This window comes from Xanthomonas campestris pv. badrii (assembly GCF_012848175.1).
Classification (GTDB): domain Bacteria; phylum Pseudomonadota; class Gammaproteobacteria; order Xanthomonadales; family Xanthomonadaceae; genus Xanthomonas; species Xanthomonas campestris_C.
The window spans coordinates 4,366,093-4,391,916 of sequence record NZ_CP051651.1; the positions used below are offsets into that span (position 1 = coordinate 4,366,093).

The following is a 25,824-nucleotide window of genomic DNA, read 5'->3' on the forward strand; positions in this document are numbered from 1 at the left end:
CGGCGACGCAGCAGGTCTGTGGCTCGGCATGCGCGGTGCGCGTGCCGGGCCACGCACCCAGGTGCTGCCGGGTAGTGGTGGTGTCTTTTGATATGCAGGAAATCCCGATGTACGGCGAGTTCAGTCTCTACGGTGTGTTCGTTCCCACCCTGCTGGCGTTGATGACGCTGGCCTATCTGCTCAACAGCGCGCTCGCTGCGCTGCTGACCCGCGCCGGCGCGTATCGCCACATCTGGCACCCGGCGCTGTTCAACCTGGCGCTGTACATCGCGCTGTTGGGTGGTTTGTTTTCTCTCATGCGTTGGATGCAATCGTGAAAAAGTGGATCAAGACCGCGGGGCCGGCGCTGCTGACCCTGGCAATGGTGGTGGTGGCCGCATTGGTGTTGCAGCACCTGTGGCGCTATTACATGGAAGCGCCGTGGACGCGCGATGCGCACGTGGGCGCCGATGTGGTGCAGGTGGCGCCGGACGTATCCGGGCTGGTGGAGGAAGTGGCGGTGGCCGACAACCAGGCGGTGCGGCGCGGGCAGTTGCTGTTCGTGGTGGACCGCGCACGCTATGCGATCGCGCTGGAACAGGCACGCGCCGCGCTGGCCGAGCGCCAGGCCACGCTGAGCCAGCTGCGCCGCGAGAGTGCGCGTGACCGCAGCCTGCAGGACCTGGTGGCCGCCGAAGATGCCGAGGTGCGCCGCTCGAATGTACAAAAGGCGCAGGCCGCCGTGGCCACCGCGCAGTCGGCGGTGGATCTGGCCCAGCTCAATCTTGACCGCACGCAGGTGCGCAGCCCGGCCGATGGCCATGTCAGCGACCGCACCGTGCGCGTGGGCGACTACGTCAGCACCGGGCGCCCGGTGGTGGCGGTGCTGGATACCGGCTCGTTCCGTGTCGATGGCTATTTCGAAGAAACCCGCCTGCACGGCGTGCATGCCGGCCAGCGCGTGGACGTGCACCTGATGGGCGAGCCGGTGACCTTGCACGGCCATGTGCAAAGTATCGCTGCCGGTATCGAAGACCGGTACCGCAGCGGCAATGCGGGCGCCTTGCCCAACGTCACGCCCGCGTTCGACTGGGTGCGGCTGGCGCAGCGCATCCCGGTGCGCATTGCGCTCGATGAGGTGCCCACGCACGTGCAGCTGATCGCCGGGCGCACCGCCACGGTGGCGATTCTGCCCGATGCGGCGTCTACCGGGCCGACGATGGCAGCGCCTGCCCCGGCGCAGGCCAAGGCGGCGCCATGAACGCCCTGCGCCTGCTCGGCCTGAGCGCCGTCATCGCCAGCGTGGCCGCATGCAGCACGGTGGGCCCCGACTATGCACTGCCACCTGATGCCGCCTACAACCGCCCGGCGGCCAGTGCGCCGTTCCTGGATACCGGCAATGCCCAGGTGCAGCCCGGCGCTGCGCTGCCGGCACGCTGGTGGGCGCTCTACCAGGACCCGATGCTCGATGGCCTGATCGAACACGCCCTGCGCGACAACGTCGAGCTGAAGGTGGCCGCCGCCAACCTGCGCCGCGCCGCGGCGGTGTACGAACAGGCCCTGGATGCCGGCGGATTCGATTACGAGGTGGAGGCAGGCGTCAGCCGCGCGCAGGTCTCGGCCGAAGCGTTCCTGCAGGAAGAAAAGCTGCCGGTGTTCAACCTGGCCGACGGCAAGCTCGGCGTGTCGTATCAGTTCGATCTGTTCGGCAAGCTGCAACGCGGCGCCGAGGCTGCGCAGGCCGACACCCAGGTGGCGCAGGCCGCCATCGATCTGGCGCGGGTGACGGTGGCGGCGCAGGTCGCCGGCAGCTACGTGGAGATCTGCCACGCCAACCACGCGCTGCACGTGGCCGAGCATTCGCTGCAGCTGCAGCGGCGCAGCCGCGACATTACCCAGCGCCTGATCGCCGCCGGCCGCGGCACACCGCCCGACCTGGCGCGCGCCACCGCACAGGTGGCGATGCTGGAGGCTGCGCTGCCGCCGCTGCGCGCGCGCCGCCAGGCCGCCGGTTACCAATTGGCGGCGCTGCTCGGCAAGACGCCCGGCGAGCTGCCGGCCGGCGTGGAGGGCTGCGACCACCCGCCCGCGTTGCAGCAGCCGATTCCCGTTGGCGACGGACGCGCATTGCTGGCGCGCCGGCCGGATGTGCGCCAGGCCGAACGCCGGCTGGCCGCGGCCACCGCGCGCATCGGCGTGGCCACCGCCGAGCTGTACCCGGACATCCGCCTTGGCGGTGCGATCGGCGCCACCGGGTTGCTGGCCGACGTCGGCGAGCCGGCCACGCACGCGTGGTCGTTCGGCCCGCTGATCTCCTGGACGCTGCCCTCGGCCGGTGCGCATGCCCGCGTGCGCGCCACCGAAGCCGGTGCCGACGCGGCGCTGGCGCAGTTCGACCACACCGTGCTGCAGGCCTTGCGCGAGGTGCAGACCGCATTGTCGCGCTATGCGCAGGATCTGGAGCGGCTGCACCTGCTCGAACAGGCGCAGCAGCAGGCCGATCTGGCGTCGGAGCAGAACCGCCGCCTGTACCAGGGTGGCCGCACGCCGTATCTGTCCAGCCTGGATGCCGAACGCACCCTGGCCACCGCCGACATGACCCTGGCCAATGCGCAGGCGCAGGTATCGCAGGATCAGCTGCAGGTGTTCCTGGCCCTGGGGGGCGGCTGGCAAAGCACTCCCGCCACGGCGGCGCGATGAACGCCCTGCTGCGCGATCGCCAGGCCTGGCTGTTTTCGGTCAAGACCTTCGCCGCCTCGATCGCGGCGCTGTACGTGGCGCTGGCCGGCAATCTGTCGCGGCCGTACTGGGCCATGGCCACGGTCTACATCGTCTCGCAACCACTGCTCGGCCCCACCCGCGCCAAGGGCGTGTACCGCGTGCTCGGCACGGTGCTGGCCGGCGCCGCCACCTTGGTGATGCTGCCGAACCTGGTGGAAACGCCGCTGCTGCTGAGCGCGGCGATGGCGCTATGGCTGTCGGTCTGCCTGTTCCTGGCACTGCTCGACCGCGGCCCGCGCGGCTATGCCTTCCTGCTGGCCGGCTACACCGCCGGCTTCATCGGCTTTCCGGCGGTGACCTCGCCCGAAGGCATCTTCGACACCGTGGTGGCCCGCAGCGAAGAGATCCTCCTGGGCACGGTGATGGCGGTGTTGTTCGCTGCGCTGGTGTTCCCGGCCTCGGTGCGGCCGATGCTCCATGCACGCATCGGCAACTGGATGCAGGATGCCGCGCAATGGTGCCGGCAGGTGCTGCAACGCGGCCCCGCACACGCCCCGCGCAATCGGCTGGCAGCCGACCTGGTGCAGTTCGATGCCTTGATCGCCTTCGTCCGTCACGACGACCCGCGCCATGCCGGTGCGGTGCCGGCCATGGAGCAGCTGCGCGCGCGCATGTTGCTGTTGTTGCCGGTGCTGTCGTCGATCACCGACCAGCTGCAGGCCTTGCAGCGCGATGGGGCTGCGCCGCCGCCCGCACTCAAGGCGCTGCTGGACGATGTTGCCGGCTGGGTGGATCAGCGCGAAGACGCGGGCAGCGATGCCGATGTCGACGCGCTGCGCGCCCGCATCGCCGCGCTGCGCCCGTTGGTCGATCAGGACATCGAACATCTGCTGCTGGCGAGCTTGCTGCTGCGTCTGGACGAAGTGCTCGACCTCTGGCAGGACTGCCGCGCGCTGGAGCAGGCCTTACTTCAGCGCACTGGGTCGCAGCCGCCACAGGCGTCGGTAAGACCGCCTGCAGCGGTCGAAGCTGCGCAGGACCATGCCGATGCGCGCTGGCGCAGGCAACCGTCGCTGGTGCGGCGCCTTGGCATGTCGCGGCCGCAGGCCGCAGATGCAGGCTTACCTGCCAGCGCGCGGCACATCGACTTCGGCATGGCCGCGTTCTCGGCGCTGAGCGCGGGCTTTGCGCTGCTGGCCTACTGCGTGCTGTGGATCGGTATCGGGTGGGAAGGCGGCGGCAATGGCGCGATGATGGCGGCGGTGACGGCGGCCTTTTTCGCGGCCCAGGACGACCCGGCGCCCAGCATGCTGTCGTTCCTCACCTGGGCCGTGGTCGCCAGCGTGGTCGCCGGCATCTACCTGTTCGGCATCTTCCCGGCCATCCACGATTTCCCGATGCTGGTGCTGGTCCTGGCGGCGGTGTTCCTGCCCCTGGGCGCGCTGCTGCATCGCCCCGGCACCATGCTGATCGCGCTGCCGCTGGTGGTGAACCTCACCGCGTTGCTGAGCCTGCAGAACACCTACAACGCCAACATCCAGAGTTTCGTCAACGCAGCGGTGGCGATGGTCCTGGGCATTGGATTTGCCGTGGTGCTGACGCGACTGTTTCGCTCGGTGAGTGCCGAATGGAGCGCGCGCCGGCTGGTGCGCCAGGGCTGGCGCACGCTGGCCGACGCCGCCGACGGCCGCGGCACGCAGGACCGGCAGCAGTTTGCCGCGCGCATGCTGGACCTGCTCGGCTTGCTCGCACCGCGGCTGGCACTGGCACCGGAAGGCAGCGAGCTGGCCTCGGTGGACATGCTCAACGAAGTGCGTGTGGGCTTGAACATCCTGCAACTGCGCAGCGCGCGGCATGGGTTGCCGCAGCCGAGCATGGATGCAGTAGACGCGATTCTGGCGGAGGTTGCGGCGCATTATCGGCAGCAGGCGGCGCACAAGCAGCCGTTGCCGGGGCCCAACTCTTTGCGTGATCGTCTGGATATATCGCTGACGCGTGTGGACAAGGTGCCAGCGGGCACGTATCGCGATGAAGCGCTATTGGGGTTGATCGGGCTGCGTCACAGCCTGTTTGCAGAGACAATACAGCGACGCGAAGACATCAAGCACGAGCCGTCTGCTTCAGCCCCTCTCCCCTCGGGAGAGGGGTTGGGGTGAGGGTACGGGGCAAAGCCTCCTGCGTATTCAATGTCACCAGGCTTCGCTCGTACCCTCATCCGCCCCTACGGGGCACCTTCTCCCGGCGGGAGAAGGGCGATGCCTCAGCGCTTGCGCTGATGCATCGCCGCTTCGTCGTCCAGCCAGTTGCTGCCCTTGTTGGTCAGGAAGAACATGTAGACCACCAGCGACACCGCGATCACCGCCGTGGCGTAGATCACGAATTCGCTCACATGGTTGGTCTTCAACGAAGCCTGGTACAGCAGCGGCGCGGTACCGCCGAACGCGGAGTTGGCCAATGCGTAGCCCAGGCCCACGCCCAGCGCACGCACATGGGTGGGAAACAGTTCTGCCTTCACCACCGCGTTGATCGAGGTGTAGCCGGTCAGGATCACAAAGCCCACGGTGAGGATCGCAAAGGCGGTCAGCCAGTCGGTCTGCTTGGGCAGTTCGGTGATCAGGAACCAGGTGTACAGCACGCCGCCGATGCCGAAGAACACCAGCAAGGTCTTGCGCCCGACGATATCCGACAACCAGCCACCCACCGGCTGCATCAACATCAGCACCGTCAACGCCACCAGATTGATGATGGTGCCTGCCATCACGTCGCCACCGGCGAACGCGGTCTGGATCATCTTCGGGCCGGTCACCGAGTAGGTGTAGAACGCGATGGTGCCGCCGGCGGTAATCAAGAAGCACAGCAGCAGCGGACGCCACTGATTGACGAACAGCTCGCGCATCGAGCCCGAGGCCCTGGCCTTGCCGGTGCGCGAATCGGCGATGGATTCGGAGCTCAGCGATTCGTCCATGGTCCGGCGCAGCCAGAACACCACCAGCGCGCCGATCCCACCCAGGCCAAACGCCACGCGCCAGCCCCATGCCGACACCTGCGAGGCGTCGAAGAAATGCAGCATCACCAGCAAGGCGGCCTGCGCCAGCACATGGCCGCCCACCAGGGTGACGTAGTGGAACGAGGACAGGAACCCGCGCCGTCCGGGGATCGCCGCTTCGGACATATAGGTTGCGCTGGTGCCGTACTCGCCACCGGTGGCAAAGCCCTGCAGCAAGCGCGCCAGCAACAGGATGATGGGCGCCGCGATACCGATCGTGGCCACGGTGGGCGTGATGGCAATGACGAACGAACACAGCGCCATCATCGATACCGAGATGGTCAGCGCCAGGCGCCGGCCATAGCGGTCGGCGAAGCGGCCGAAGTACCACGCGCCGATCGGGCGCATCAGGAAGGTCATCGCGAAGATCGCCCACACGAACATGGTGGCGTTCTTGTCTTCCTTGGAAAAGAACTGCGACTCGAAGTACGTGGCGAACACTGAGTAAACATAGACGTCGTACCACTCGACCAGATTACCGGCCGACCCCTTGAGCGTATTGGACACCGAGCGGCGAAGGCTGCCGGGCGCTGCCCCGGAACCGGCGGCAATCGGAGACGATGGGGGTGCGCTCATGCGGGCAGAACCTCTTCGGCGGGACAGCCCCGGAGTATAGGTGCGCGCTTGTGTGACGCATGTAAGCATTTCGGCGCATAGGCAGGCGCCGTGCAAGCCGCTAGTCCATGTGCAGCGTGCGGTTGGAAGCGGCCAAGGTGCGGCCTGCATCGCCGTCATTCCGCCGCGATCTCCAACAGCCCGCGCGCAACGCTTCAGCTCGCTTTTGGCGTCGGCGCAGCCAGCGATGTGATGTACATCCCGGAGCGATCGAAGCAGCACGCACGGCGCTTGCCGGACGCCGGCATGTCGCAGGCGATGGTGGCGCAAAGCGACAAGCAACGCCTCACGCTGTCCGACGACGGGCCACGCCATGGCACGCCAGTGGTGCTCGGCGTGCATAGCCTGCAGATGCATGGCGCCGGGTTCGGCTTTTCCAGGCTGACAAGACAACGGCGTCTGGCTGACGCCGCATTTGCCGCCCAGCTATCTGCACGTGCTGGAGCAATGGCGTCAGCCACATCGATTGCGCCTGGCATGCCGACGCCAGCCGGCAGGTGACATGCAACCGCGCAGCTCCAACGCTCGCTTCCCCTTCACGACCCCCATGCCGCCAGCCTTGCCAGAATGCCCGCCGTTTGTGCACGCAATGGCGGGATATCGGAGTGGGATGCATGATCTGGATCATCGTGGCCGCCGTGGTCGTCACCTTGCTGGTGGGGCTGCTGCTGCTCAACTTCGCCACGCCGGAGAAGAAGCTCCAGCACATCCCCAAGCACCTGTACGACGTGGCCGACCCGCAGTTCAAGCGCGAGATGTCGGTACTGCTGGGCCCGGCCATCCTGCCGGGCAACCGCATCGACGTACTCAACAATGGCCACGAGATCTTCCCGGCCATGCTGGCCGCGATCCGCAGCGCGCAGCGCACCATCACCTTCGAAACCTACATCTACTGGTCAGGCGAGATCGGCCGCGAGTTCAGTGACGCGTTGTCCGAGCGCGCACGCGCCGGCGTGGCGGTGCGGGTCACCATCGACTGGGGCGGCAGCCTGAAGATGGACCATGCGCTGGTGGACACCATGACCGAGGCCGGCGTGGAGGTGCACCGCTACCGCCCGCTGGCCTGGTACAACCTGCACCGCGTCAACAACCGCACGCACCGCAAGTTGCTGGTGATCGATGGCCGGATCGGCTTCACCGGCGGCGTGGGCGTGGCCGACCAGTGGATGGGCGATGCGCAGGACCCGGAGCATTGGCGCGACACCCATTACCGCATCGAAGGCCCGGTGGTGGCGCAGGTGCAGACCGCCTTCAACGACAACTGGATCAAGACCACCGGCCGCGTGGTCAACGGCGCGCAGTACTACCCGGCGCTGGAAGCGGCCGGCGACAGCGATGCGCAGTTGTTCGTGGCCTCGCCGGCCGGCGGCAGCGAGAGCATGCACCTGATGTACCTGGTCGCCATCGCCGCCGCCTGCAACACCATCGACCTGGCGGCGGCGTATTTCGTGCCCGATGCTTTGATCACCCGCTCGCTGCTGGAGGCGCGCAGCCGCGGGGTCTCCATCCGCGTGCTGCTGCCGGGCAAGCATATCGATGCGGTGTCGGTGCGGTTGGCCTCCAAGGCCAGCTGGGAGCCGCTGCTGCAGGCCGGCATCGAGATCCACGAATACCAACCCACCATGCTGCATACCAAGCTGTTGATCATCGACGGCCTGCTGGTGTCGGTGGGTTCGACCAACTTCGACATCCGCTCGTTCCGCCTCAACGACGAGGCCAGCTTGAACATCTACGACACCACGCTTGCTGCACGCATGACCGAGGTGTTCGAACGCGATCTGCAGCGCGCCGAGCAGTACACGCTGGAACGCTGGCGCGCACGGCCGCTGCGGCAGAAGCTGGGCGAGAAACTGGTGTTCCCGTTCCGTTCGCAGGTGTGAGCGCGCAAGGCCGGTGACGGCGGCTAGCGTGCCGCCCCCGCCCTGCCTGCCTGCAGGCGCAGCTGGCGCAGACGCCACCACAGCCCGCCCACGTGCACCAACGCATACAGCACCAGCGCGGCCGCAATCCCCAGGGTCAGCGGGCTGGCCTGCGATCCGGCAGCGGCCGCCCCCTGGCTGAACGCGCCCGAGGCCCAACGCCAGGCCAGCCGGCCCAGCAGCACCAGCATCAGCGCCGCACCGATCCAGGGGTTGGGCGTGTACCAGCCGCGGCCATCCACCCATTCGGCATGCGTGTAGCGCAGCGACAGCGCGCCCAGCCCGATGCCGGCCACCGCTCCCAGCGCGATCCCCAGCCGCACCTGCGGCAAGCCGTAGACCGCATACGCCAGCGCCGCCGCCGCGATGACCAGCACCACACTGCGCAACGCCGTGCTCGCCGGCTTCCACTGCTGGCGGCCGAAGCTGCGCCGGATGCGCCGGTAATAGAAGTAGCCAATGGCGGCCATCGAAAGATACGGCGTCAGCGGTGCGATGGCGGCGGGCATGGCGGTTCCTTTGCGGTTGGTTGAAGCGACCAACGCAGGATGAAACCAGCCACCGGCGCAAACAAGGTGCCAAGTGTCACTTTCTGCGGGCGGCAGCGTGGTGCGCGGTCGCGCCTGCACCCACCCATGCGGCCCCGGCGGTGCGCCACCGGGACCGCTGCATCGGATGTGCTCACCGCCCTGCCGGTGAACGCCGCGAACGCCCGCCAGCGATTGCCGCACGCGAACCGGAGCCGCGCGGGTAGACTTGCGCGCAGTGCTTCCCCCACCGCCGTGCCATGTCCGCCATCAAGCATCACGCCCGTACGCTGATCGACACGCTGCCCGACACCGCGGGGTGGCAGGACGTGCTGCATGCGGTGACCGAGGCCGGCTTCCAGGCGGCCGTGCTCGACGGCATCGCTGCCGCGGACCAGGGCGCCTTCGTCGCGCCGGCGCAGCTCACCGCACTGTTCGCCGGATGGGGCGTTGATGTTGCGGCGTGAGTGGACCGTCCCGGCCGCCAAGCAGCTTGCCCACGCCCAGGATCATTACCACGCCCTCAACCCGGGTGCGGCGGCGGCGATGGCGCGGCAGGTGCTGGAAGCCACCCGCACGCTGGCCGAACAACCCGGCCGTGGCCGCGCCGGCCGGGTGCCGGGCACCCGCGAATGGGTGGTCAAACAGACCCCGTACGTGCTGGTCTACCGTGTACGCCACGACACGCTGCAACTGCTGCATGTCCAGCTGGACCCCAGCGACTGGCTGCCGCGCACCGACCCACTGATCGAACGCCTCGAGCCATGGATCGCCGCGCTGGTCAGCGCGTTGCTGCATGTGCTGATGCTGCTGATCCTGCTGTCGGCCTCCACGCCCACGGTGACGCCGCCGCAGGGCTCGGCCAGCGGTGGCCGCACCAAGGTGGACTTCGTCGGCGACACCTACCAACCCCAGCAACCCACCCCGTCGCCAACGCCCACCCTGCCCTCGCCCACGCCAACGCCGGTACAGCCGCCACCGGCCGCATCGCCGGTGCAATCCACGCTGGTGCAGAACGCCAGGAACCCGGTGCCGCCGCAAGGCAGCACGCGCCGTGGCGCATCGACCGAACAGCGCCAGCCCCGGCCCGTGCAGCGCCCCACTCCGCCGCAACCACCGGCCGAACCGTCATCGCCGCCGCAGCGCCGCCCGGAAACCTGGACCGGCCGTCCACCGGGCATGCTCGACGAACCGGCCGACGCCGCCGAAGACGGCACCGCGTACACGCCCACCATCAGCCAGGGCCGCCGCAACGACCGCAACAACGCCCAGCCCAGCATGGATATCGGCGGCTACCAGGTGTATTACGACGTGCGCAGCGAAACCCAGCTGCGGGTGTGGAAGGAACAGGGCATGCAGGAGATCGCCATCATCCTGCCCGGCACCCAGCAACGCATGGTCTGCCCGCTGGAGGTCGCGCTCAAACGCGGCTCCAGCAAATGCCGCCTGCTGCCGCCGGACTCGCCCGAACTGAAGAACATCGGCGACGCCCGCGAGGTCATCAACATGATGGAGGTCTACCGCCAGGGCGAACCGGTCTGGCGCGGGCCGGGGCCGTATCGCTGAGGGCGCGGACGCAACTGCGTTCGCTCACGGTGCGGCATCGTTGGCGAGCGCCGGTGGGCCATGCATGCATGGGTCGGCAGCCAGCCTGAGTGCATCACTGGATCGGCACCCGTGCGCTCTGGCCAACTCTGAGCGGAGCAGGCCGTAGCGCGCAGTCGTCAGGTGGATGAACAGCGCGGTCAGAATCGGCAAGTACGAAGGAGCCGGGCATGGGCATCGACGGCGCCCGCCCGGCACTGCGCAGCAGGTGGATGAGCAGCACGTGACCTGGCAGTGCGGTCGCGCAGAAAAGGCCTCACCCCACCCGCCGCAATGCATCTTCCATCGGACCAAACACGATCTGCCGCAGCAGGCGCGCCTCACCGGGATCCACCGCATGCGTGGCGCCTTGCTCGTAGCTCTGCAATACGGCATGCGACTCTCGCCTGATCGCGGTCGCCAGTTCGTCCAGGTGCCGCAACGTCAGTTTTGCTGGTACGCCGATGGAGTTGCCGAACGCGGCGACATCATCGCGGCCAATGTCTGCAAAGCGGCGGATAGTGCCCATCGGGAAAACCAATTCGTCCAAGCCCCAGTCGGGGGCCTTGTAGACGCTGGTGCTGAGCAGGTCGTAATGCGGAGCGAGCTCCCATCCATTGGCGCCGCGCAGAAAGCTCAGATTCTTGAGGTGGGCGTCGCTGTTGCCTATAAAGAAGTTGAACACCTGCCAGCGCAGCAGCGCAATGCGGGTGGCCGCAGGCATGCGACTGATACGCTCCAGTGCCCGCAGGCTGTCGCTTGTGGCCTGCTGATATTTGTAGAGCCGGTCCAGCGACAGTAGCTGGCAGCCATCCAAGGCATAGCCACGCCTTGCCTGCAGCCCATCGCCTCGCCGGTCGAAGCGGCGAACGATGTAAACCGGCTCCGGCACGCGACGCACGACCACCTGCGGCACCGGCAATCGGCATGCAGCGGCCAGCTGCATGCAGAACCATTCGTTGATCGCGCTGTGGGGGTAGTCGTCCACCGCTTCGTGATCGGGCTTGAGGATGTGGGTGGAGGCGGCCCTGCCTACCGGCTCCCACAGCTGCCCCGCATCCAGCACCACCGCCAGCTTGTGCTGGGCGCCTGCCAACGACATGCGCTTGGGTGCGCCATGGATCAGCGGCTGCCGGGGCAAGGCGCGAATGCGCGCAGAGAGATCGGCATCGGTCAGCGGCTGCAGCGCCGGCGGCGGCAGTTGCTGGCCTGGCCGCAGCAAGGTCAACGCGCCGGCCGACTCCGGGCCGAACCGCTGCAACAGGCCGAAGGCATCGGCCGCGTCGATGCCGGCATCGCTGGCGATCAGCCGGCGTCCGCCCTCTTCGGGCAGCAGGTTGTCGAAGAACCACTGCACCGGGCGTTGGCTACCGCCATCGACAATCTCTTCCGCGCTGCGCGGTAGTGCAGGCGACAGATCGAAGCCTTCGCTGCGCCATACCGGGTCGTAGACGAGCGCCCAGAGATTACCTTGCTCCCGCAGCTCTCCAACACGGCGATCTTCCAGCCACAGCTCCAGGCTGCGCGGCGCCCCGGCAATGCTCATGCGGAAAGTTTGGTGACCGGTGCCGATAGCTCCACCGGCAAATCCAGTTGCACCTGTATCCCCAATTGGCGCAACAGTTCGAACACGCGGCCCAGTTGCACGGTGTCCTTGCCGCGCTCCACATTGCCCAGCACGACGTGGCTGGTACCGGCCAACGCAGCCAGGTCGTCCTGTCGCAGGCCTTGTGCCTTTCGCACCGCGCGGACGTATGCGCCTATGTCGGATGCCTGTTCGATTGTGATGCGCATGAAGAGTACCACCCATTGAAAATCTAAATTGGACTTTAGATTATCGCCATGTGCGCACGAGAGGCAATCGATTCTAATGTCTGCTTTAGATTCCTCCTTGGAAGCGCGTGTAGCAGATAAAAAAGAACGCCTGCGTTAGTTCTTTAAGTGTGGTTGGCGCGATCACACCGCTGCACAACGGGCCATGCATCCGACTGCCTCCAGGACTATGACCCACCGACTGCCGTTTTGGCAGCAAGACGGCCAAAGATCGGCCACGTCGACCGGATCTCGCACGTGACGCACTTGCCTGGCCGGAAACTCGCTACAGTTTGCAAAGATGGTCTTCTCCGCCGTCCCACCTACACCTCCAAGGATCCGCATGTCCCTGCATCGTCTTGCACCTCGTCTTGGCCTGGCCATTGGCCTGCTGTGCGCCTGCGCTGCGCACGCTGCCGAGCCGATAGCTGCCCATCGCCTGCTGCGCGTGACGCTGGGCGGGGCGACCGACCAGCCCACCTCCGGGCGGTTGCTGGTGTTCGCCACCCTGGCCAAGGATGCCCAGGCCGAGGCCAAGCAGGGCAGTAAGGACGGCAAGGTGGAAGCGGTGGATACCAACCCGTTCCGCCCCAGCGCCACCGCGGTGGCGGCGCAGGAGGTGACCGGGCTGGTGCCGGGCGGCAGCGTGCAGATCGACCTGGACAATATCGCCTTCCCCAGCGGGTTTTCCGCGCTGCCGGCCGGCGACTATCTGTTGCAGGCGGTGCTGGATCCGAACCACAGCTACGGCTACATGGGCCGCGATGGCGGCGACCTGCTGAGCGCCGTCACCCCGGTCACCCTGGGCGGCAAGACCGCAGCGCTGCCGACGCTGACGCTGAGCACCCAGCTGCCGGCCTCGGACGACCCGTGGCAGGTCTCGCCGCGCGCGCCGCAAGCCGTGCGCGATGCCGTGCCCGAGGCCAAGTTGCACAGCGCCGATGCCTCGATGGTGAGCCCGGCATTGAGCGCGTTCTGGGGCCGGCCGGTCTGGCTGCGCGCCCGCGTGCTGACGCCGCCCGGCTACGACGCCAAGGCCGCCACGCGCTATCCCACCGTCTACGTCACCCACGGCTTCGGCGGCAACTACAACCGCTTTGCCGGCAGCATCGCCAGCGCCTGGAGCGCGATGGCGGCCAAGCAGATGCCGCCGATGATCTGGGTCTTCCTGGACCAGTCCACGCCCACCGGCACCCATGAATTCGCCGATTCGGTCAACAACGGCCCCTGGGGCACGGCGCTGACCCAGGAGCTGATTCCCGCGCTGGAAAAGCAGTACAGGATGGATGGCAAGGCCAGCGGCCGCTTCCTCAACGGGCACTCCTCCGGCGGCTGGGCCACGCTGTGGCTGCAGACCCGCTACCCCAAGCTGTTCGGCGGCACCTGGTCCACATCGCCCGATTCCAGCAACTTCCATGACTTCACCGGGCCGGATCTGTACGCACCCAACGCCAACATGTACCGGCGCGCGGACGGCAGCCAGGTGCCGTTGATCCGCGACCATGGCAAGGTGGTGGCCGATCTGGAAACCTTCGCCAAGCTCGAACGCGTGCTGGGCCCGTACGGCGGCCAGTTCACCTCGTTCGACTGGGTATTCTCCCCGCGCGGGCCCGACGGCCGCCCGCTGCCGATGTTCGACCGCGACAGCGGCAAGGTGGACCCGGACGTGGTGGCCTACTGGCGCACGCACTACGACATTTCTGCCCGGGTCGCCGCGCAGTGGCCCACGCTCAAGCCCGACCTGGACGGCAAGATCCACCTGATCGTCGGCACCGCCGACACGTTCTACCTGGATGGCGCGGCGCGCAAATTCCAGGCGGTGCTGGACGGGCTGGGCGCCAGGAGCGACTTCCGCTACCTGGAAGGCCGCACCCACTTCGACCTGTACGCCGAAGGCGAGGACAACAACGCCTTGATGAAGAAGATCGCCTGGGAGATGTACGCAGTGGCGCGCCCGAAGCGGTGAGTGCGCCGCCGCGCGCACGTCGCCCTGACATCGACTGTTTCAGGCCTTGCTCGCCCTGCACCGGGTACAGGTGGTGCAGGGGATCGATGCCGATAGTGGTGGTGTAGCGGGCCGTGCCGGGCAGACGATGGTCCTGCCGGGCCCCCGCTTGCTCACGCCGAGCGCATCGGCAGTTCCCATTCCATCTGTTGCCTGAGCACCAGCAGCAGCACCTTGAGGCGGCCGGCGCGCACCATGGCGGCCGGCGTCTGGCCATCCAGCGCGCTTATCGGTTCGCGGAACCAGCGGATCAGGCTCTCGTTGTTGCCGCCGTGCAGTGCCCAGGCGTGGCACACGATTTCACCCAGCGCCTCGATCCCGTCACTGCCCAGCAGCTTGAGATGCTCCGGGGTGAACTTGAACATCGACAGCACCAGTTCCGCATCGGCGGCCTTGCCGTGTTCCACGCGCATCTGCTCGCTGTGCACGGTGCTGTAGCTGGACGGCTGCGCACGCAAGGCTTCGGCCCGGCGCATGCCGGTGAGCAGTGAGGCGATGAGGTCGGCGCGTTCCATGGGTGATCCGGCAGTGTCTTGCGCGCACGCTAGCGGTGGCGCTGCCGGCGCTCAATCGGGAGTCTCCCGACAGCCGATAGGCAGGTCAGCGGGCGTTGTCGTCGGATGACGGTGCCGATCCCCGCTTCAGACCGCGCCCGATCGCCTCGACGGGATTTAACGAAGCGCTTGCTAGCATCCGGGCGCGTCATCGGCAGCAGCCCTGCCCGGCCGGGCTGTCGTCATTGGAGTGCCATCTCATGAGGAGTTGTCAGATGCCCTGGAAATCCGCGCTTGCCTTGCTTGCCCTGTCCACCGCCGCACTGCCGGCGCTGGCCCAGTCCGACCGCCAGGTGGCCGAGGACATGATCACCCGCTCAGCCAATGTCTGCCCTGGCCACAGCACCGAGCGCACTTCGCCCACCGTCAAGGCCGTGCCCGTGGGCGCGTTGCGCGTGATGCTGGAACGTGGCCTGGTGATGTGCCCGGACCGCCGCCTGGACGCCGCTGCGCTGGCCGTGTTCTACGGTCGCCTTGGCGTGTTCGCCTGGAACCCTGAAGTGCCTGCCGCCAAGACCGTGATCGTCCAGCAGATCGGCGCGATGACCCGCAAGGACGACTACCCGGTCGAAACGCTGGTATGGGACGCCAAGGGCACTGCGCTCAAGCAGCAGACCGTGCCGATGTTCGAACCGCGCCCCGGCGCGGCGGTGTTGTACAAAGTGCGTTGAGTACAGGGGCGAGCGCGGTGAGGCATTCCCGCGCTCGTCCCATCGCCTGGCCGCTCATCGCCAAGGCAACGCCATCACATCTCGGCGCGCGCTACGCAGCGGTGGTTGCCGCGGCGCAGATGCCCGCCGCCAACTGTACGTCCAGTGCAGCCGTCAAAGCCCCAGGTCGGACAGGCTTGGGTGCGCATCGGGCCTGCGCCCGAGCGGCCAATGGAACTTGCGCTCGGATTCCTGGATGGGCAGGTCGTTGATCGAGGAGTGACGTGCGCGCATCAAGCCATCGGCATCGTATTCCCAGTTCTCGTTGCCGTAGGAGCGGAACCAGTTGCCGGAATCGTCGCGCCATTCGTAGGCATAGCGCACTGCGATGCGGTTTTCGGTGAAGGCCCACAGCTCCTTGATGAGCCGGTACTCCAGTTCCCTGGCCCACTTGCGTTCAAGAAACGCCTGCGCCTGGTCGCGGCCGGTGACGAACTCGGCGCGGTTGCGCCAGCGTGTGTCCACGCTATAGGCCTGCGCCACCTTGGCCGCATCGCGGCTGTTCCAGCCGTCTTCGGCCCAGCGCACTTTCAGCAAGGCGGTGTCGTGGGTGAATGGCGGCAGCGGTGGGCGGGACGATGCAGACGATGACATGGCAACACTCCTCAAGGAAGGTAAAAACACGCAGGGGCGCTACCCGAGCAACCGACGGGCAGCGTGTTGGGCGGTGGTTGCAGCGTCCGTCCCGCCAAAGACCAAAGCGACGGCGATGGCACCGTCGATCAACACCAATAATTGCTGCGCCAGCGCATCCGGGTCTGGTCGGCCGGTGGCCACCACCAGGCTGTGCAGATACGCGTAAAGGCGCTGCTTGTGCGCGCGTGCCGCCCTGCGGATCACATGAGTCGGATCGCCGGTCTCACCGGCCGCATTGAGAAACGCGCAGCCATGGAAGCGGCTGTCGGCAAACCACTCCTGCAGCGCGTCGAAGCACGACAGCAGGCGCGCCACCGGATCCTCGCTCTGCGAGGTGGCCGCCTCGAACCACGCCATCCAGCGCTCGTCGCGGCGCAGCAAGGCCGCTTCCACCAACGCGTCCTTGGTTGGATATAGGCGATAGAGCGTCTTGCGCGCCACCCCGGACGCCTTGACGATCGCCTCCATGCCGGTGGCATGGATACCGCCGGCATAGATCAGGCGCTCGGTAGCGTCGAGCAAGGCTGCATTGGGCTGGGCGTCGGGGAGCAAGGACATGGGGCGGCCAGAGAATGATCGTTCTCGGAAAGGTAGAACGATCATTCTCCGATGTCAACTGCGCGCGTGTCTCTGAAGCGACGATCGGCCGGCCGCCGTTCGCCTGCCTGGAGCCTGTCGATTGATTGGACGCAGGAAGCGTGGATCAGAGATAGTGGTCGCCTGCTGACAGGCACGCCCGCCTACGGCAGCGGGGGTGCATCGCCACCCTCCGATCGGATTTCTTGTTGTCCACCCAACCTTGCTCTAGCCGCTCAACCGTTGTTCGTGGATCTCATCGACAATGCGGCGCAGTGCCCGTGCGGCGGTAAAGATCTCCTCGCCCATGACTGGCACGCTGCCTGCGTCCAGCGCCGCGCGCCCGCACACCGCCACCATGTCGCTTTGCGCGGTAATCGTGCGCAGCAGTGTGTGGAAGCGGTCGATCTGCTCGATGGTGACGCCGAAGGCGAGTTGCTCTGGCCGCATCAGCGAGCTGCTCATCAACGATGTGCGTGGTCGCTTAGCGGTCTTCCGGGGTTTCGATATCGTCATGGCAGTGGCGCTCGACGTCTGCAGACGGGATGTCCGTGGGCTCACGCTAGCGCAGTATCTGAGATATCTGAAACTCAGATAATGCAAGCCAACATCGTCGGCTTGCGCGTGTGACTGCCGCCGTCTCACGCTGACTGCATTGGCCCAACCGTCGCGGTGAACTGTCTCGGTTCACCACTCATCGGATCCTCGAACCCCAGCGTGTGCGCAAACAGCTGCAACGGGCGATCAAGATCATCCGGCTGCTGCGCTTGCAGCTCCGGATAGAAGCGGTCGTGCAGGATCGGGGCGCCCAATGCGGCCATATGCACGCGCAGCTGATGCTTGCGGCCGGTGACTGGCTCCAGCCGATACGTCCAGGTGTCCGCACCGCGCGCCACGACCTCGATCCAGGTTTCGCTGTTGGCCTCGCCCACGCCCTCGCACATGCGGAAGAACGGCTCGCCCGGCTGCAGCCGGCTGCGATGCACATGGGGAAACGTCAGCCCTGGCAGCGGCGGTGCCACCGCCAGATAGTGCTTGCGAATACGCCGCTTGCGAAACAGCGCCTGGTAGACCCCGCGCGTGGCCGGGTTGGCCGAAAACAGCACCAGCCCGGCGGTGTCGCGGTCGATGCGGTGCAGCGGCACCAGCGACGGATTATCCAAGCGCAGTGCCAGCCGGGTCAGCAAGGTCTCGCGCACGTAGGCGCCTGCGGGAACCACCGGAAGGAAGTGCGGCTTGCAGGCCACGATCACCTGCGCATCGGCATGCACCACCGTTTCCGTTGCCGCAATGACCGGCTCATCGACGACTTCGCGGAAGTAAAACAATTCCGCGCCCAGTCGGTAGGGCGCATCGACATCGATTACCTGGTGCTGTGCATCCAGCACACGGCCACGCGCAAAGCGGGCGCGCCACGTGGCGACGTCCACGCCCGGGAAACTCGCGCACAGCGCCTGCAGCACGGTGCCCCAGGGACCGGCCGGAAGTTGGAAGCGGCTGGCAGGAATGCCATCGCGGAGTGGGCGGGCAGCAGACATGGCGAGGGCGAATACGCACTCAGACAGATGAGCAGGGATCGTACCTTGCCGATGCCCCTCGGTAACGCGCCACCTGCCCCACGCTGTTACAGGCTGGGGTGACGCGCGCAGCACAGCTGCGCTTTGCACAGCATTGTCATTGGCCGATGGCAGCGACAGTGCACCGCAACGCGCCCGCTTGGCGTCTTTAGGCAGACCGGCCACGCGTCGCGACGTCGCGCACGCTCGCAGTCATCCGCACGTGCGTGATGCCACGGGCTACGGCATTGACGGCAGCGCGCCAAGCCTCACGCGCGCCGTTCTCACAGCTTCATATTCACGCCAATAAACACCTGCCGCCCGGCCGATGGCGAGAACATGGGCTGCGCCTGTGCCTGGAAGAAACTGTCGTACCAGGCGTAGTCGTACAGGCGCCCGGTGACGTTGCGCAGCTGCAGGTCCACGCTCCACGCCGGGGTGACCTGATAGCGCGCGGTGAGGTCGAGCGTGGCCATGCTGCCGAACTTGCCGGCCACATTGCGCTCTTCCAGGTAGTAGTCGCTTTGCGCACGGCCCTGCAGGCCCAGCTTGAGCGCATCGCTCGCCTGGTAGTCCAGGCCGATGTTGCTGATGCGGCGCGGCGTTGCCATCACTTCGTTGCCCTGGATGGAGACGCTGGCATCGCGTGCATCGCGCGCGATCTTGGCCTCCTGGTAGGCATGCGATGCCCACACCGTCCATGCCTCGCCCAGCTGGGCGTTGATCTGCGCGTCCACGCCACGGCGTCGGGTCTTGCCCAGCACCACGTTGGTGCCGGTGGCGGGCATGTTGGAGATCTCGTTGGCCGCGTCCTGCTGCCAGATCGCCAGGCGTGCCTGGCTGCGCGGCAGCGGGCTGAACTTCATGCCCAGCTCCATGCCGGTGTTGGTGGACGGCCCGATGGCGGCCTGGCCCGGGGTCAGGTAGGCCGGCGGAGTGGAACCGGTGAGCACCTGGAAGGTGCGGCCCCAGTTCGCATAGACATTGGTGCGCTCGGTGAAGGCATACACCACGCTGAGCTTGGGCTGCTCGATGGTGCCGTAGCGCTGCAGCGGTGCGCGCACACCGCCCGGCAGCGTGGTGTCGCCATCGAAGCGGTCCACGCGGTAGGCCGGCACGATCTTCAACGCCGCGATCGGCTGGTAGATGGCCTGCACGTAGGCGCCCCAGTTGTCGAACGTGTACCGATCGTCGTTCTGGACACGCGCTGGCGGCGCGTTGAAGTTGGTCGGCTCGCTGTAACTGAAGCGCAGGCGCTGGTAGCGGTTGTCCTGATGCTCGTAGTTCAGGCCGGCTTCCAGCGTCAGCTGCTCGTCGGCGCGCCAGGTCAGCGTGTTGAGCATGCCGATCTGCGATTCGTCCCAGATGCGGCGCTGGCGTGGCGCATTGCCCACCGGCAGATCGCTGAAGGTCACCCGGCGGTCGTCTTCGTAGCTGTTGTAGTACAGCTTGGTGCCGAAGAACACCGCATCGCTGAGCTTCAGGTCCAGGTGCAGACCCAGCTGGCGCATGTCGCGGTCGCCGCCGTCGTTCGCGTTGTGGGGCTGGGTGACGCGGCGGGCGGTACGCAACTGCTCGGCGGTCAGGAAGCCCGGTTCGTCGGCGGCGTTGTGGTACGCGCGCGCGGTCAGGCCGATGCGCATGCCCTCGTCCAGATTGCCGAAATACCACTTGCCACCCAGCGAGTATTTGCTGGACGTGTCGTGCTGGCGGTAGCCGTCCGATGCCTGCCACCCCACGAAATAGTTCTGCGCGAAGCCCTCGTGCTCGCGCCCCACCGCCAGCTGCGCATCGCGGGTGTTGAAGCTGCCATAGGACAGGCGTGCGTCGGTGTAGTTGCTGCCCTGCCGCGTGCCGAAATTGACGTTGCCGCCGATGTTGTGCAGCCCGTAGCGGGGATCGTTGGTGCCGCGGACCACTTCGATGTAGCTGATGTCCAGCGGGAACAGCATGTCGATGAAGCGCTGGTTGCCGCTGTTGACGTTGCTGGGGATGCCGTCGATCAAGGTCTTGATGGCGTTGATGTAGCCCTCGCCGTTGAACGCGCGGAAGCTGACCTTGCCCGATTCATTGCCCTGCCGCGTCTCGGTGAGCTGGATGCCGGGCATCTGGCCCAGCAGCTCCCAGCTTTGCGACACGTTCTTGTCCTCGATCTCGTCGGCACCCAGCACGTCCACCGAGGTGAGCACCTGATGGGATGCCAGCTGGCCATCGGCGTGGTGGTGCACATCCACCTTGCCGAGCGTCAGCGCCGAATCGGACGACTGGGCACGCAGCTCCGGCGGAAACAGCATGGTGACGAACGAGGCAGCCAACACTTGGGTCAAGGACAAGGACGAACGGGTCACAGGCAGCCGCAATTTGTGGAGGTGAATGGAATATTATAACATTCGTGATTCACAGCCCAGCCTGCTGCCGCTTCGCGTCGTGCTGTCGGCTAACCGATGAGGCGACTGAAAGGAGAAGGGATGAGGGCTGCACCCACGCACACGCCGGCCGCGGTGCCGCTGCCCTCGGCTGCGGTCAGGCCGGGCGCCGGCCGCCTGCAAAGCATCGACGCGCTGCGCGGCTTCGTGATGGTGCTGATGCTGCTGGACCACCTGCGCGAAACCTGGTTCCTGCATGTGCCGGTGGCCGACCCCATCGATGCGACGACCGCGCTGCCGGGCCTGTATTATGCCCGCCTCGCCGCCAGCCTGTGCGCGCCGGTGTTCGTCGCGCTCACCGGTATTTCCGCCTATCTGTTCGGCACCAAGCACACCCTTGCTCATACCCGCCTGTTCCTGATCAAGCGCGGCCTGGTACTGATGGCGCTGGAAGTGCTGTTTCTCTCGGAGCTGTACTGGGGCGTGGCCAGCCCGACCTTCTGGCTGCAGGTGATCTGGTGCATCGGCGTGTGCATGATCGTGCTGGCCCTGTTGCTCGGCCTGCCGCGCAAGCTGCTGCTGGCCGGTGGCCTGGTCATCGTGTGCGGGCACAACCTGCTCGATGCCATCGATCTGCAACCGGGCCACCCGTTGTTCGCGCCGTGGGCGATGCTGCACCAGCGCGACGTGATTGCCCTGCCCTTCGGCTTGGCTGCCAAGACCACGTATCCGGTGCTGCCGTGGATCGGCGTGATCGTGCTGGGCTACGCCATCGGCCCGTGGTTCGGGCCGCGCGTGGAGGCCACCGCTCGCAGGCAGCGATTGCTCGGCTTGGGCGCTGCCATGCTGCTGGGCTTTGTCGTGCTGCGGCTATGCAATGGCTACGGCGATACCCCGTGGTTCGTGGTCGACAACCACCCGGCGCGCACGCTGATGAGCTTTCTGGCCCTGACCAAATATCCTCCATCGCTGCTGTTCCTGCTGCTCACCCTGGGCGTGGGCGCCTTGCTGCTGGCCGGCTTCGAACGCCTGGGCGAAGGGCGCATCGCCACCGCATTGGCGGTGTTCGGTGGCGCACCGATGTTCTTCTATCTGTTCCACCTGACCGTGCTGCGGCTGCTGTATCACGCCGCCGCTGCGATCTGGGGGCCAACGCAGGGCACGGTGTTCGGCGTGGACCATTACGGCTGGGTGCTGGCGTGGTACGTGGCGCTGATCGTTCCGCTCTACCTTCCCACCGCATGGTTCTCCCGGCTCAAGGCCGCCCGGCGCGATATCGCGTGGTTGAAGTATTTTTGAGACGCGGTGAGTGACTTTCCGGCGCTACGTGCCGCGCCGCATTAGGCGATGCTGTGACCGAGAGATGGAACTCGATGCGTCGCTCTACGCTCCGCGCAGCCACTGCCTGCCTTGCTGCATTGCTGGCGCCGCTGTGCGCCGCTGCCCAAATACCCTCACCGCAATTCACCGCGTGCGCGGACCCCGCGCCGCAAACACCCTTGGCCGGCAGCGAATGCCTGGTCACCCAGGTGCCGCTGCGCCATGCAGCCGCCGATGCCGGCACCATCGAGCTGTTCGTGCGCCGCGCGCCGGTGCCGGATCACACCAAGCGACGCGGAGAGGTCTGGCTGATCGCCGGCGGACCGGGCGAAGCCGGGGCCTCGCTGTCTCCGCTGATCAGGACCTACCAGCGCGCGTTTCCCGGCTACGACCTGATCATTCCCGACCACCGTGGCACCGGGCGTTCTACCCGTTTGTGTCCGGAGCAGGAAGCGCCGCAAAGCGCAGACGGCGTGGGGCTGGCTGGCGCCGAATGGGGCCCGTGCATTGGCGGGTCGTACGCGAACCTGCAGCGCACCCAGGCGTTTTCCATCACCGAAGCGGCGCAGGATCTAGCGGTGCTGATCCGTCAGCAACGGCGCCAGGGCGAGGTGCTGCTGTACGGCGTGTCGTATGGCACGCAGCTGGCGCTGCGCGCCCTGTAGGTGGCACCCATGCCGTTGGACGGGCTGGTGCTGGATGGACTGGTGCCGCCGGAAACCGCCGCGCAGTGGGACCTGAGCCACCGCACCACCGTGGCCGATACCGTGGGACGCGCGCTGCTGGACAAGGCACACCTGAGCACCTATCGCAGCGTGCTCGCCCGCATCGATACCGCCGCATGGCGCGACCAGGTTCCGGGCAAGGACCTCAAGCGCTTTCTCGGCACGCTGCTCAACTTCCCTGCGTTGCGCGACAGGATTCCCGCCATCATCGACGGCCTTGCCCGCGACGACGCCACCTTGCTCGCCGCATCCGCCGCCGACCTGCAGACCGCGGTGGCCGCACTGGGCCAGAGCGGCGACAACCGACCGGCACTGCCGCTGGTGATGCTGATCGCCGCATCCGAGAACAACGCACGGCCCGCCCTCACCCACGACATGGTCGCAGCCGAAGCCAGGGACGCCTTGTTCGTCAGCCCCATCCCCGGCCTGTTCGTAGATGCGACCCCAACACCCCGTATGCCGGCGCGCAGGCACATGCCGCATTGCTGCAAGCGGCAGGCCCGGTGACCTTCAGCACCGTCGAGCGTGGCGCGCATCTGCTGGCGTTTGCGGCGCCACAGTGCTTTGCGAGTGCGGTCTCTGCTTTTGTGGGTCAGCATACGGTTGCTGCGCATTGTCGTGAGCCTGATAGAGAATGAGGGGCAGATGGAGTGCAGAAATGACCGAACTCGCTGTCGGAGCCCCCAAACGACACTCGGGCGAGAAAGCTTCGGCTTTTCAGCACTGCTTTTTGCCGATGGCGTACCTAGAAATGTTTGCACCGTAACCGAATTGGAAACTGCTGTTTGCAGTAAAGTCGCCGTGTTCTACGCCCGACTCGCCGATAGCGCAGACCAAGGGAGCGCTCAATGACAGCTCAAAGAAAATTCAAAAGGAAAGAGATCCTTCGTTGCATGTCGCTCTTCGCAGTCGCGTGGAGTGCAGGATGCTCCAATGCTTCGCCACCGACTAGCGTTAGGGTCGACAGCTTCGCAAACAAGTGGGCGTATGCCACAGGCTGCGGATCTGGACATTTTCTGAGCATAGATCTCAAGCAGCAAGAGGCCCATGTCACGGGAGAGTGGAGCGAGGGTACCAACGCTCGTGGCGGTGGCGGAAAATTGGAAGGGGAAGTACGTAGCGGCAAACTCTACGTTCGCTACTGCAGCGATGATGGCGAGGCAGGCTATGCAGCATGTCCCAACTTCTCTGGTGAGGAGGACTACTTCGTTCTCGATAAAGGATCCTTGGTTCGCTACCAAAAATTCGGCGATGCGTATAAGCGAGATGTCGTCTTGCACAGGGATGTCGAGGGTAAGCAGATTCAATCCGAAACCTGCGCAGACACGGGGAGTGATTCATGAGCAGGCTGACAGACCAGGAGTTGCGCGCCACCCTGTACTTCGCTGTCGGTGTGACATCCGAAAGCGGATATGCCGCTTATCGGTTGGAAGTCGCTGGCGACAACCTCAGGACACCGTTGCTAGAGCCAGCGGACAACAGTGGCTACACGATCGGGACGATCCAAACTGACTTGGGTCAACACTATCAACCGAATGTGCCTAACGGAGAGAACGTCCCAAGGGACCTTGTGAATGCCTACCAACAATGGGCGCATGGACAGCAGCAAGATCTTGTTCTCAGTCAACAGCAGGTTGATGAAGCGATCGCTGATCTTGGCCGTAACGGCCGTGCTATCCGCGCCGATGCCGGTCGGCCTCTTGATGCGGAAGTGAAATCCAGGCTAGACGCCTTCCTTTCTTCCAATGAAGGCATCAGCTGGGTACACCAACGTGATGTGGCACAAATTGACAAGTTGATGGATCGCGCTATTGCGCCCCTGCAGCGAAGTGAGCTTTACCAGAATGCCTCTTTGGACGACCAGGTAAAGCTGGCAACAATGGTTGGAAAAGCCTACAACCAGAACGAAACGCGCACCGCATCGATGATCCGCAATATCGAGACAAATCAGTACCATTCACTCGCCGATGTGAGCGCCGCCATTGATGGTCTGAATCCAAAAGCAACTGGGCGTGGCGACTACCTTGAATCGGGGCGAGACAAGGCGTTGGAGGGTGCCGCCGTTGTGAATTCTTTGCGGAATGCAGATTTGCATAGCCCACTTGCAACAGCATGGACCAACGTAGTCGCCAACCCGCTTGTGGACCCGACGACACTCAACTCGCCCCGGGCAGGCCAAACCTTGTCGCACGAATATGCTGTAGTAAAGAACCTGTTTCTACATTACGACCGTGCAGAAGAATTCGTGGGCGCGCTAGATCGTGGTGCTACCTATCAAAATGCCTCGATAGACCGGACAGATCCAACGCGATTCAATGGTGCCGGCTTTTATGCGACTGGTAACGACCTGGTGAGCTGGGACAAGACTGGACAAGGTCACGCATTCTTGAATAGTGCATGGAGCGGTGTTGAGCGGCAGCACCTCACGCGAGTGCGTAACGATGACGGAACCACAGATCTGAACATCAGCGAGAATGGTCAGACACGTAGGTTGCTGCATGTTGATCCACATGCGAATCCGTTGCGCGGAGCAGAAGCACCAATGGTGCCGACGCCACATGATCAGCAGCCCGTTGAGCACAGGCATGGTTCACTACATCCACTAGAGGACCCGCTTCATCGCCAAGCCGAAGATGCTGTTCGCCGCCTCGAGCGGGCTCTCGGCCGGGAGTACGACGACAGCAGCGCCCGGCTGGCAGCAAGTAGTGCGTATTTGGCTAAAGAAAATGGGCTGGCGCGCATTGATCACGTCGTGCTAAGCGAGAACTCCACGTCCGTGCGGCAAGGTGAAAATGTATTCGTCGTGGAAGGGGCATTGAATGATCCTGCACACAAGAGAGCACACATGAAGACCAATGACGCTATCGCACAGCCAGTCGAGCAGTCTCTGGCGCAATTGCAGTCTTTGGGTGAGACACAGCGACAGCAACAGTCCCAGCAAGAGCAGCAAAGCCAACAATCGATCAATCCGCCACCTCGGATGGTATGAGAGAGCACAACGTACTGCTGACCCTGATGTTTTCAGATGGCATTGCTGCGCCCACGCAGTCCCTCTAATACCCATAACAAGCGGCCTCAACCGTTTTGGATAAATGAGGTCTCTTGCGTTCGAGCGGGTCACGCGGATGTTTGGCGAGACCTTGCTCGCAACTGCGCTGATGCACTGCTGACAA

General features: G+C 65.7%; 24 protein-coding genes and 2 pseudogenes. 15 read left to right on the top strand and 11 right to left on the bottom strand.

Annotated elements, in window-relative coordinates:
* Nucleotides 1-107 precede the first annotated feature (107 nt).
* The 4 genes from HG421_RS18535 to HG421_RS18550 are packed head-to-tail and all read left to right on the top strand — an operon-like array spanning nt 108 to nt 4,856.
* Nucleotides 108-317 (top strand): DUF1656 domain-containing protein, encoded by a 210-nt coding sequence (locus HG421_RS18535; RefSeq protein WP_169708258.1) that lies wholly within the window; start codon nt 108-110, stop codon nt 315-317.
* A complete protein-coding gene (locus tag HG421_RS18540) occupies nt 314-1,240 on the top strand; it encodes an efflux RND transporter periplasmic adaptor subunit (RefSeq protein WP_169707632.1) in 927 nt (308 codons plus the stop codon). Before HG421_RS18535 ends, HG421_RS18540 begins: the two co-directional genes overlap by 4 nt.
* Complete coding sequence (locus HG421_RS18545) at nt 1,237-2,679, top strand: efflux transporter outer membrane subunit (protein ID WP_169707633.1); 1,443 nt, start codon at nt 1,237-1,239, stop codon at nt 2,677-2,679. Before HG421_RS18540 ends, HG421_RS18545 begins: the two co-directional genes overlap by 4 nt.
* On the top strand, nt 2,676-4,856 hold the full coding sequence (locus HG421_RS18550) for an FUSC family protein (protein WP_169707634.1): 2,181 nt from the start codon (nt 2,676-2,678) through the stop codon (nt 4,854-4,856). The genes HG421_RS18545 and HG421_RS18550 overlap by 4 nt, the downstream gene beginning before the upstream one ends.
* 104 nt (nt 4,857-4,960) lie before the next feature.
* Here HG421_RS18550 and HG421_RS18555 read toward each other — a convergent pair whose 3' ends face one another.
* Both HG421_RS18555 and HG421_RS21645 read right to left on the bottom strand, forming a co-directional pair.
* The gene (locus HG421_RS18555) at nt 4,961-6,322 is read right to left on the bottom strand and encodes an MFS transporter (protein ID WP_169707635.1); all 1,362 of its coding nucleotides are present in this window, start codon (nt 6,320-6,322) and stop codon (nt 4,961-4,963) included.
* Between the two features lie 194 nt (nt 6,323-6,516).
* A pseudogene (locus tag HG421_RS21645) lies at nt 6,517-6,618 on the bottom strand (YdeI/OmpD-associated family protein); the annotation flags it as partial.
* Between the two features lie 31 nt (nt 6,619-6,649).
* Here HG421_RS21645 and HG421_RS21355 point away from each other — a divergent pair.
* Both HG421_RS21355 and HG421_RS18560 read left to right on the top strand, forming a co-directional pair.
* Nucleotides 6,650-6,806: pseudogene (locus HG421_RS21355) on the top strand (RNA 2'-phosphotransferase); the annotation flags it as partial.
* 169 nt (nt 6,807-6,975) lie between these two features.
* A complete protein-coding gene (locus HG421_RS18560; RefSeq protein ID WP_169707636.1) occupies nt 6,976-8,241 on the top strand; it encodes a phospholipase D-like domain-containing protein in 1,266 nt (421 codons plus the stop codon).
* A 23-nt stretch (nt 8,242-8,264) separates the two neighbouring features.
* Here HG421_RS18560 and HG421_RS18565 read toward each other — a convergent pair whose 3' ends face one another.
* A complete protein-coding gene (locus HG421_RS18565) occupies nt 8,265-8,789 on the bottom strand; it encodes a hypothetical protein (protein WP_169707637.1) in 525 nt (174 codons plus the stop codon).
* Nucleotides 8,790-9,067: 278 nt separating this feature from the next.
* Here HG421_RS18565 and HG421_RS18570 point away from each other — a divergent pair, with 278 nt between their 5' ends.
* Nucleotides 9,068-9,274 (top strand): hypothetical protein, encoded by a 207-nt coding sequence (locus tag HG421_RS18570; RefSeq protein WP_169707638.1) that lies wholly within the window; start codon nt 9,068-9,070, stop codon nt 9,272-9,274.
* On the top strand, nt 9,261-10,373 hold the full coding sequence (locus tag HG421_RS18575; RefSeq protein WP_169707639.1) for a type II toxin-antitoxin system RelE/ParE family toxin: 1,113 nt from the start codon (nt 9,261-9,263) through the stop codon (nt 10,371-10,373). Before HG421_RS18570 ends, HG421_RS18575 begins: the two co-directional genes overlap by 14 nt.
* Nucleotides 10,374-10,668: 295 nt before the next feature.
* On the opposite strand, the gene HG421_RS18580 is transcribed toward HG421_RS18575, so the two are convergent.
* Together HG421_RS18580 and HG421_RS18585 are read right to left on the bottom strand one after the other, a co-directional pair.
* Nucleotides 10,669-11,937: a HipA domain-containing protein gene (locus tag HG421_RS18580; RefSeq protein WP_169707640.1), complete on the bottom strand. Its 1,269-nt coding sequence runs from the start codon at nt 11,935-11,937 to the stop codon at nt 10,669-10,671.
* Nucleotides 11,934-12,185, bottom strand: coding sequence for a helix-turn-helix domain-containing protein (locus tag HG421_RS18585; RefSeq protein ID WP_169707641.1), 252 nt, complete (start codon nt 12,183-12,185; stop codon nt 11,934-11,936). Before HG421_RS18585 ends, HG421_RS18580 begins: the two co-directional genes overlap by 4 nt.
* A 361-nt stretch (nt 12,186-12,546) precedes the next feature.
* Between HG421_RS18585 and HG421_RS18590 the strand changes: the two genes are divergently transcribed.
* Nucleotides 12,547-14,169, top strand: a complete 1,623-nt coding sequence (locus tag HG421_RS18590; protein WP_169707642.1) for an alpha/beta hydrolase — start codon at nt 12,547-12,549, stop codon at nt 14,167-14,169.
* A 152-nt stretch (nt 14,170-14,321) separates the two neighbouring features.
* Here the strand turns inward: HG421_RS18590 and HG421_RS18595 are convergent, their stop codons facing one another.
* A complete protein-coding gene (locus HG421_RS18595) occupies nt 14,322-14,723 on the bottom strand; it encodes an antitoxin Xre/MbcA/ParS toxin-binding domain-containing protein (protein ID WP_169707643.1) in 402 nt (133 codons plus the stop codon).
* Between the two features lie 254 nt (nt 14,724-14,977).
* Here HG421_RS18595 and HG421_RS18600 point away from each other — a divergent pair, with 254 nt between their 5' ends.
* Nucleotides 14,978-15,433 carry a hypothetical protein gene (locus tag HG421_RS18600; RefSeq protein ID WP_169707644.1) on the top strand — a complete coding sequence of 152 codons (456 nt, stop codon included), beginning with the start codon at nt 14,978-14,980 and terminating at the stop codon, nt 15,431-15,433.
* A 153-nt stretch (nt 15,434-15,586) separates the two neighbouring features.
* Here HG421_RS18600 and HG421_RS18605 read toward each other — a convergent pair whose 3' ends face one another.
* The 5 genes from HG421_RS18605 to HG421_RS18625 form a co-directional block, all read right to left on the bottom strand.
* Nucleotides 15,587-16,066 (bottom strand): DUF1348 family protein, encoded by a 480-nt coding sequence (locus HG421_RS18605; RefSeq protein ID WP_169707645.1) that lies wholly within the window; start codon nt 16,064-16,066, stop codon nt 15,587-15,589.
* Nucleotides 16,067-16,105: 39 nt separating this feature from the next.
* Nucleotides 16,106-16,666, bottom strand: coding sequence for a TetR/AcrR family transcriptional regulator (locus tag HG421_RS18610; protein ID WP_169707646.1), 561 nt, complete (start codon nt 16,664-16,666; stop codon nt 16,106-16,108).
* A 246-nt stretch (nt 16,667-16,912) separates the two neighbouring features.
* Nucleotides 16,913-17,200: a hypothetical protein gene (locus tag HG421_RS18615; protein WP_169708259.1), complete on the bottom strand. Its 288-nt coding sequence runs from the start codon at nt 17,198-17,200 to the stop codon at nt 16,913-16,915.
* Nucleotides 17,201-17,325: 125 nt separating this feature from the next.
* A complete protein-coding gene (locus HG421_RS18620) occupies nt 17,326-18,222 on the bottom strand; it encodes a pseudouridine synthase (protein WP_169707647.1) in 897 nt (298 codons plus the stop codon).
* A 302-nt stretch (nt 18,223-18,524) separates the two neighbouring features.
* Nucleotides 18,525-20,534 carry a TonB-dependent receptor gene (locus tag HG421_RS18625; protein ID WP_169708260.1) on the bottom strand — a complete coding sequence of 670 codons (2,010 nt, stop codon included), beginning with the start codon at nt 20,532-20,534 and terminating at the stop codon, nt 18,525-18,527.
* Nucleotides 20,535-20,708: 174 nt separating this feature from the next.
* On the opposite strand from HG421_RS18625, the gene HG421_RS18630 reads away from it, so the two are divergent.
* From HG421_RS18630 to HG421_RS18645, 5 genes are all read left to right on the top strand, one after another.
* Complete coding sequence (locus HG421_RS18630; RefSeq protein WP_169707648.1) at nt 20,709-21,905, top strand: DUF1624 domain-containing protein; 1,197 nt, start codon at nt 20,709-20,711, stop codon at nt 21,903-21,905.
* A 200-nt stretch (nt 21,906-22,105) separates the two neighbouring features.
* Entirely contained in the window at nt 22,106-22,591 is a 486-nt protein-coding gene (locus HG421_RS21360; RefSeq protein WP_248279413.1) for an alpha/beta fold hydrolase, read from the top strand.
* Between the two features lie 9 nt (nt 22,592-22,600).
* A complete protein-coding gene (locus HG421_RS21365; RefSeq protein ID WP_248279414.1) occupies nt 22,601-23,158 on the top strand; it encodes a hypothetical protein in 558 nt (185 codons plus the stop codon).
* A 341-nt stretch (nt 23,159-23,499) separates the two neighbouring features.
* Nucleotides 23,500-23,994: a hypothetical protein gene (locus HG421_RS18640; protein WP_169707649.1), complete on the top strand. Its 495-nt coding sequence runs from the start codon at nt 23,500-23,502 to the stop codon at nt 23,992-23,994.
* Nucleotides 23,991-25,640 carry an XVIPCD domain-containing protein gene (locus HG421_RS18645; RefSeq protein WP_169707650.1) on the top strand — a complete coding sequence of 550 codons (1,650 nt, stop codon included), beginning with the start codon at nt 23,991-23,993 and terminating at the stop codon, nt 25,638-25,640. The genes HG421_RS18640 and HG421_RS18645 overlap by 4 nt, the downstream gene beginning before the upstream one ends.
* The last annotated feature ends 184 nt before the right edge of the window (nt 25,641-25,824 follow it).

Coding starts and splice junctions, on each gene's coding strand:
- HG421_RS18535 (WP_169708258.1), top strand. CDS start 108: ATGTACGGCGAGTTCAGTCTCTACGGTGTGTTCGTTCCCACCCTGCTG.
- HG421_RS18545 (WP_169707633.1), top strand. CDS start 1,237: ATGAACGCCCTGCGCCTGCTCGGCCTGAGCGCCGTCATCGCCAGCGTG.
- HG421_RS18550 (WP_169707634.1), top strand. CDS start 2,676: ATGAACGCCCTGCTGCGCGATCGCCAGGCCTGGCTGTTTTCGGTCAAG.
- HG421_RS18555 (WP_169707635.1), bottom strand. CDS start 6,322: ATGAGCGCACCCCCATCGTCTCCGATTGCCGCCGGTTCCGGGGCAGCG.
- HG421_RS18560 (WP_169707636.1), top strand. CDS start 6,976: ATGATCTGGATCATCGTGGCCGCCGTGGTCGTCACCTTGCTGGTGGGG.
- HG421_RS18565 (WP_169707637.1), bottom strand. CDS start 8,789: ATGCCCGCCGCCATCGCACCGCTGACGCCGTATCTTTCGATGGCCGCC.
- HG421_RS18570 (WP_169707638.1), top strand. CDS start 9,068: ATGTCCGCCATCAAGCATCACGCCCGTACGCTGATCGACACGCTGCCC.
- HG421_RS18575 (WP_169707639.1), top strand. CDS start 9,261: ATGTTGCGGCGTGAGTGGACCGTCCCGGCCGCCAAGCAGCTTGCCCAC.
- HG421_RS18580 (WP_169707640.1), bottom strand. CDS start 11,937: ATGAGCATTGCCGGGGCGCCGCGCAGCCTGGAGCTGTGGCTGGAAGAT.
- HG421_RS18585 (WP_169707641.1), bottom strand. CDS start 12,185: ATGCGCATCACAATCGAACAGGCATCCGACATAGGCGCATACGTCCGC.
- HG421_RS18590 (WP_169707642.1), top strand. CDS start 12,547: ATGTCCCTGCATCGTCTTGCACCTCGTCTTGGCCTGGCCATTGGCCTG.
- HG421_RS18595 (WP_169707643.1), bottom strand. CDS start 14,723: ATGGAACGCGCCGACCTCATCGCCTCACTGCTCACCGGCATGCGCCGG.
- HG421_RS18600 (WP_169707644.1), top strand. CDS start 14,978: ATGCCCTGGAAATCCGCGCTTGCCTTGCTTGCCCTGTCCACCGCCGCA.
- HG421_RS18605 (WP_169707645.1), bottom strand. CDS start 16,066: ATGTCATCGTCTGCATCGTCCCGCCCACCGCTGCCGCCATTCACCCAC.
- HG421_RS18610 (WP_169707646.1), bottom strand. CDS start 16,666: ATGTCCTTGCTCCCCGACGCCCAGCCCAATGCAGCCTTGCTCGACGCT.
- HG421_RS18615 (WP_169708259.1), bottom strand. CDS start 17,200: ATGACGATATCGAAACCCCGGAAGACCGCTAAGCGACCACGCACATCG.
- HG421_RS18620 (WP_169707647.1), bottom strand. CDS start 18,222: ATGTCTGCTGCCCGCCCACTCCGCGATGGCATTCCTGCCAGCCGCTTC.
- HG421_RS18625 (WP_169708260.1), bottom strand. CDS start 20,534: ATGCTGTTTCCGCCGGAGCTGCGTGCCCAGTCGTCCGATTCGGCGCTG.
- HG421_RS18630 (WP_169707648.1), top strand. CDS start 20,709: ATGAGGGCTGCACCCACGCACACGCCGGCCGCGGTGCCGCTGCCCTCG.
- HG421_RS21365 (WP_248279414.1), top strand. CDS start 22,601: ATGCCGTTGGACGGGCTGGTGCTGGATGGACTGGTGCCGCCGGAAACC.
- HG421_RS18640 (WP_169707649.1), top strand. CDS start 23,500: ATGACAGCTCAAAGAAAATTCAAAAGGAAAGAGATCCTTCGTTGCATG.
- HG421_RS18645 (WP_169707650.1), top strand. CDS start 23,991: ATGAGCAGGCTGACAGACCAGGAGTTGCGCGCCACCCTGTACTTCGCT.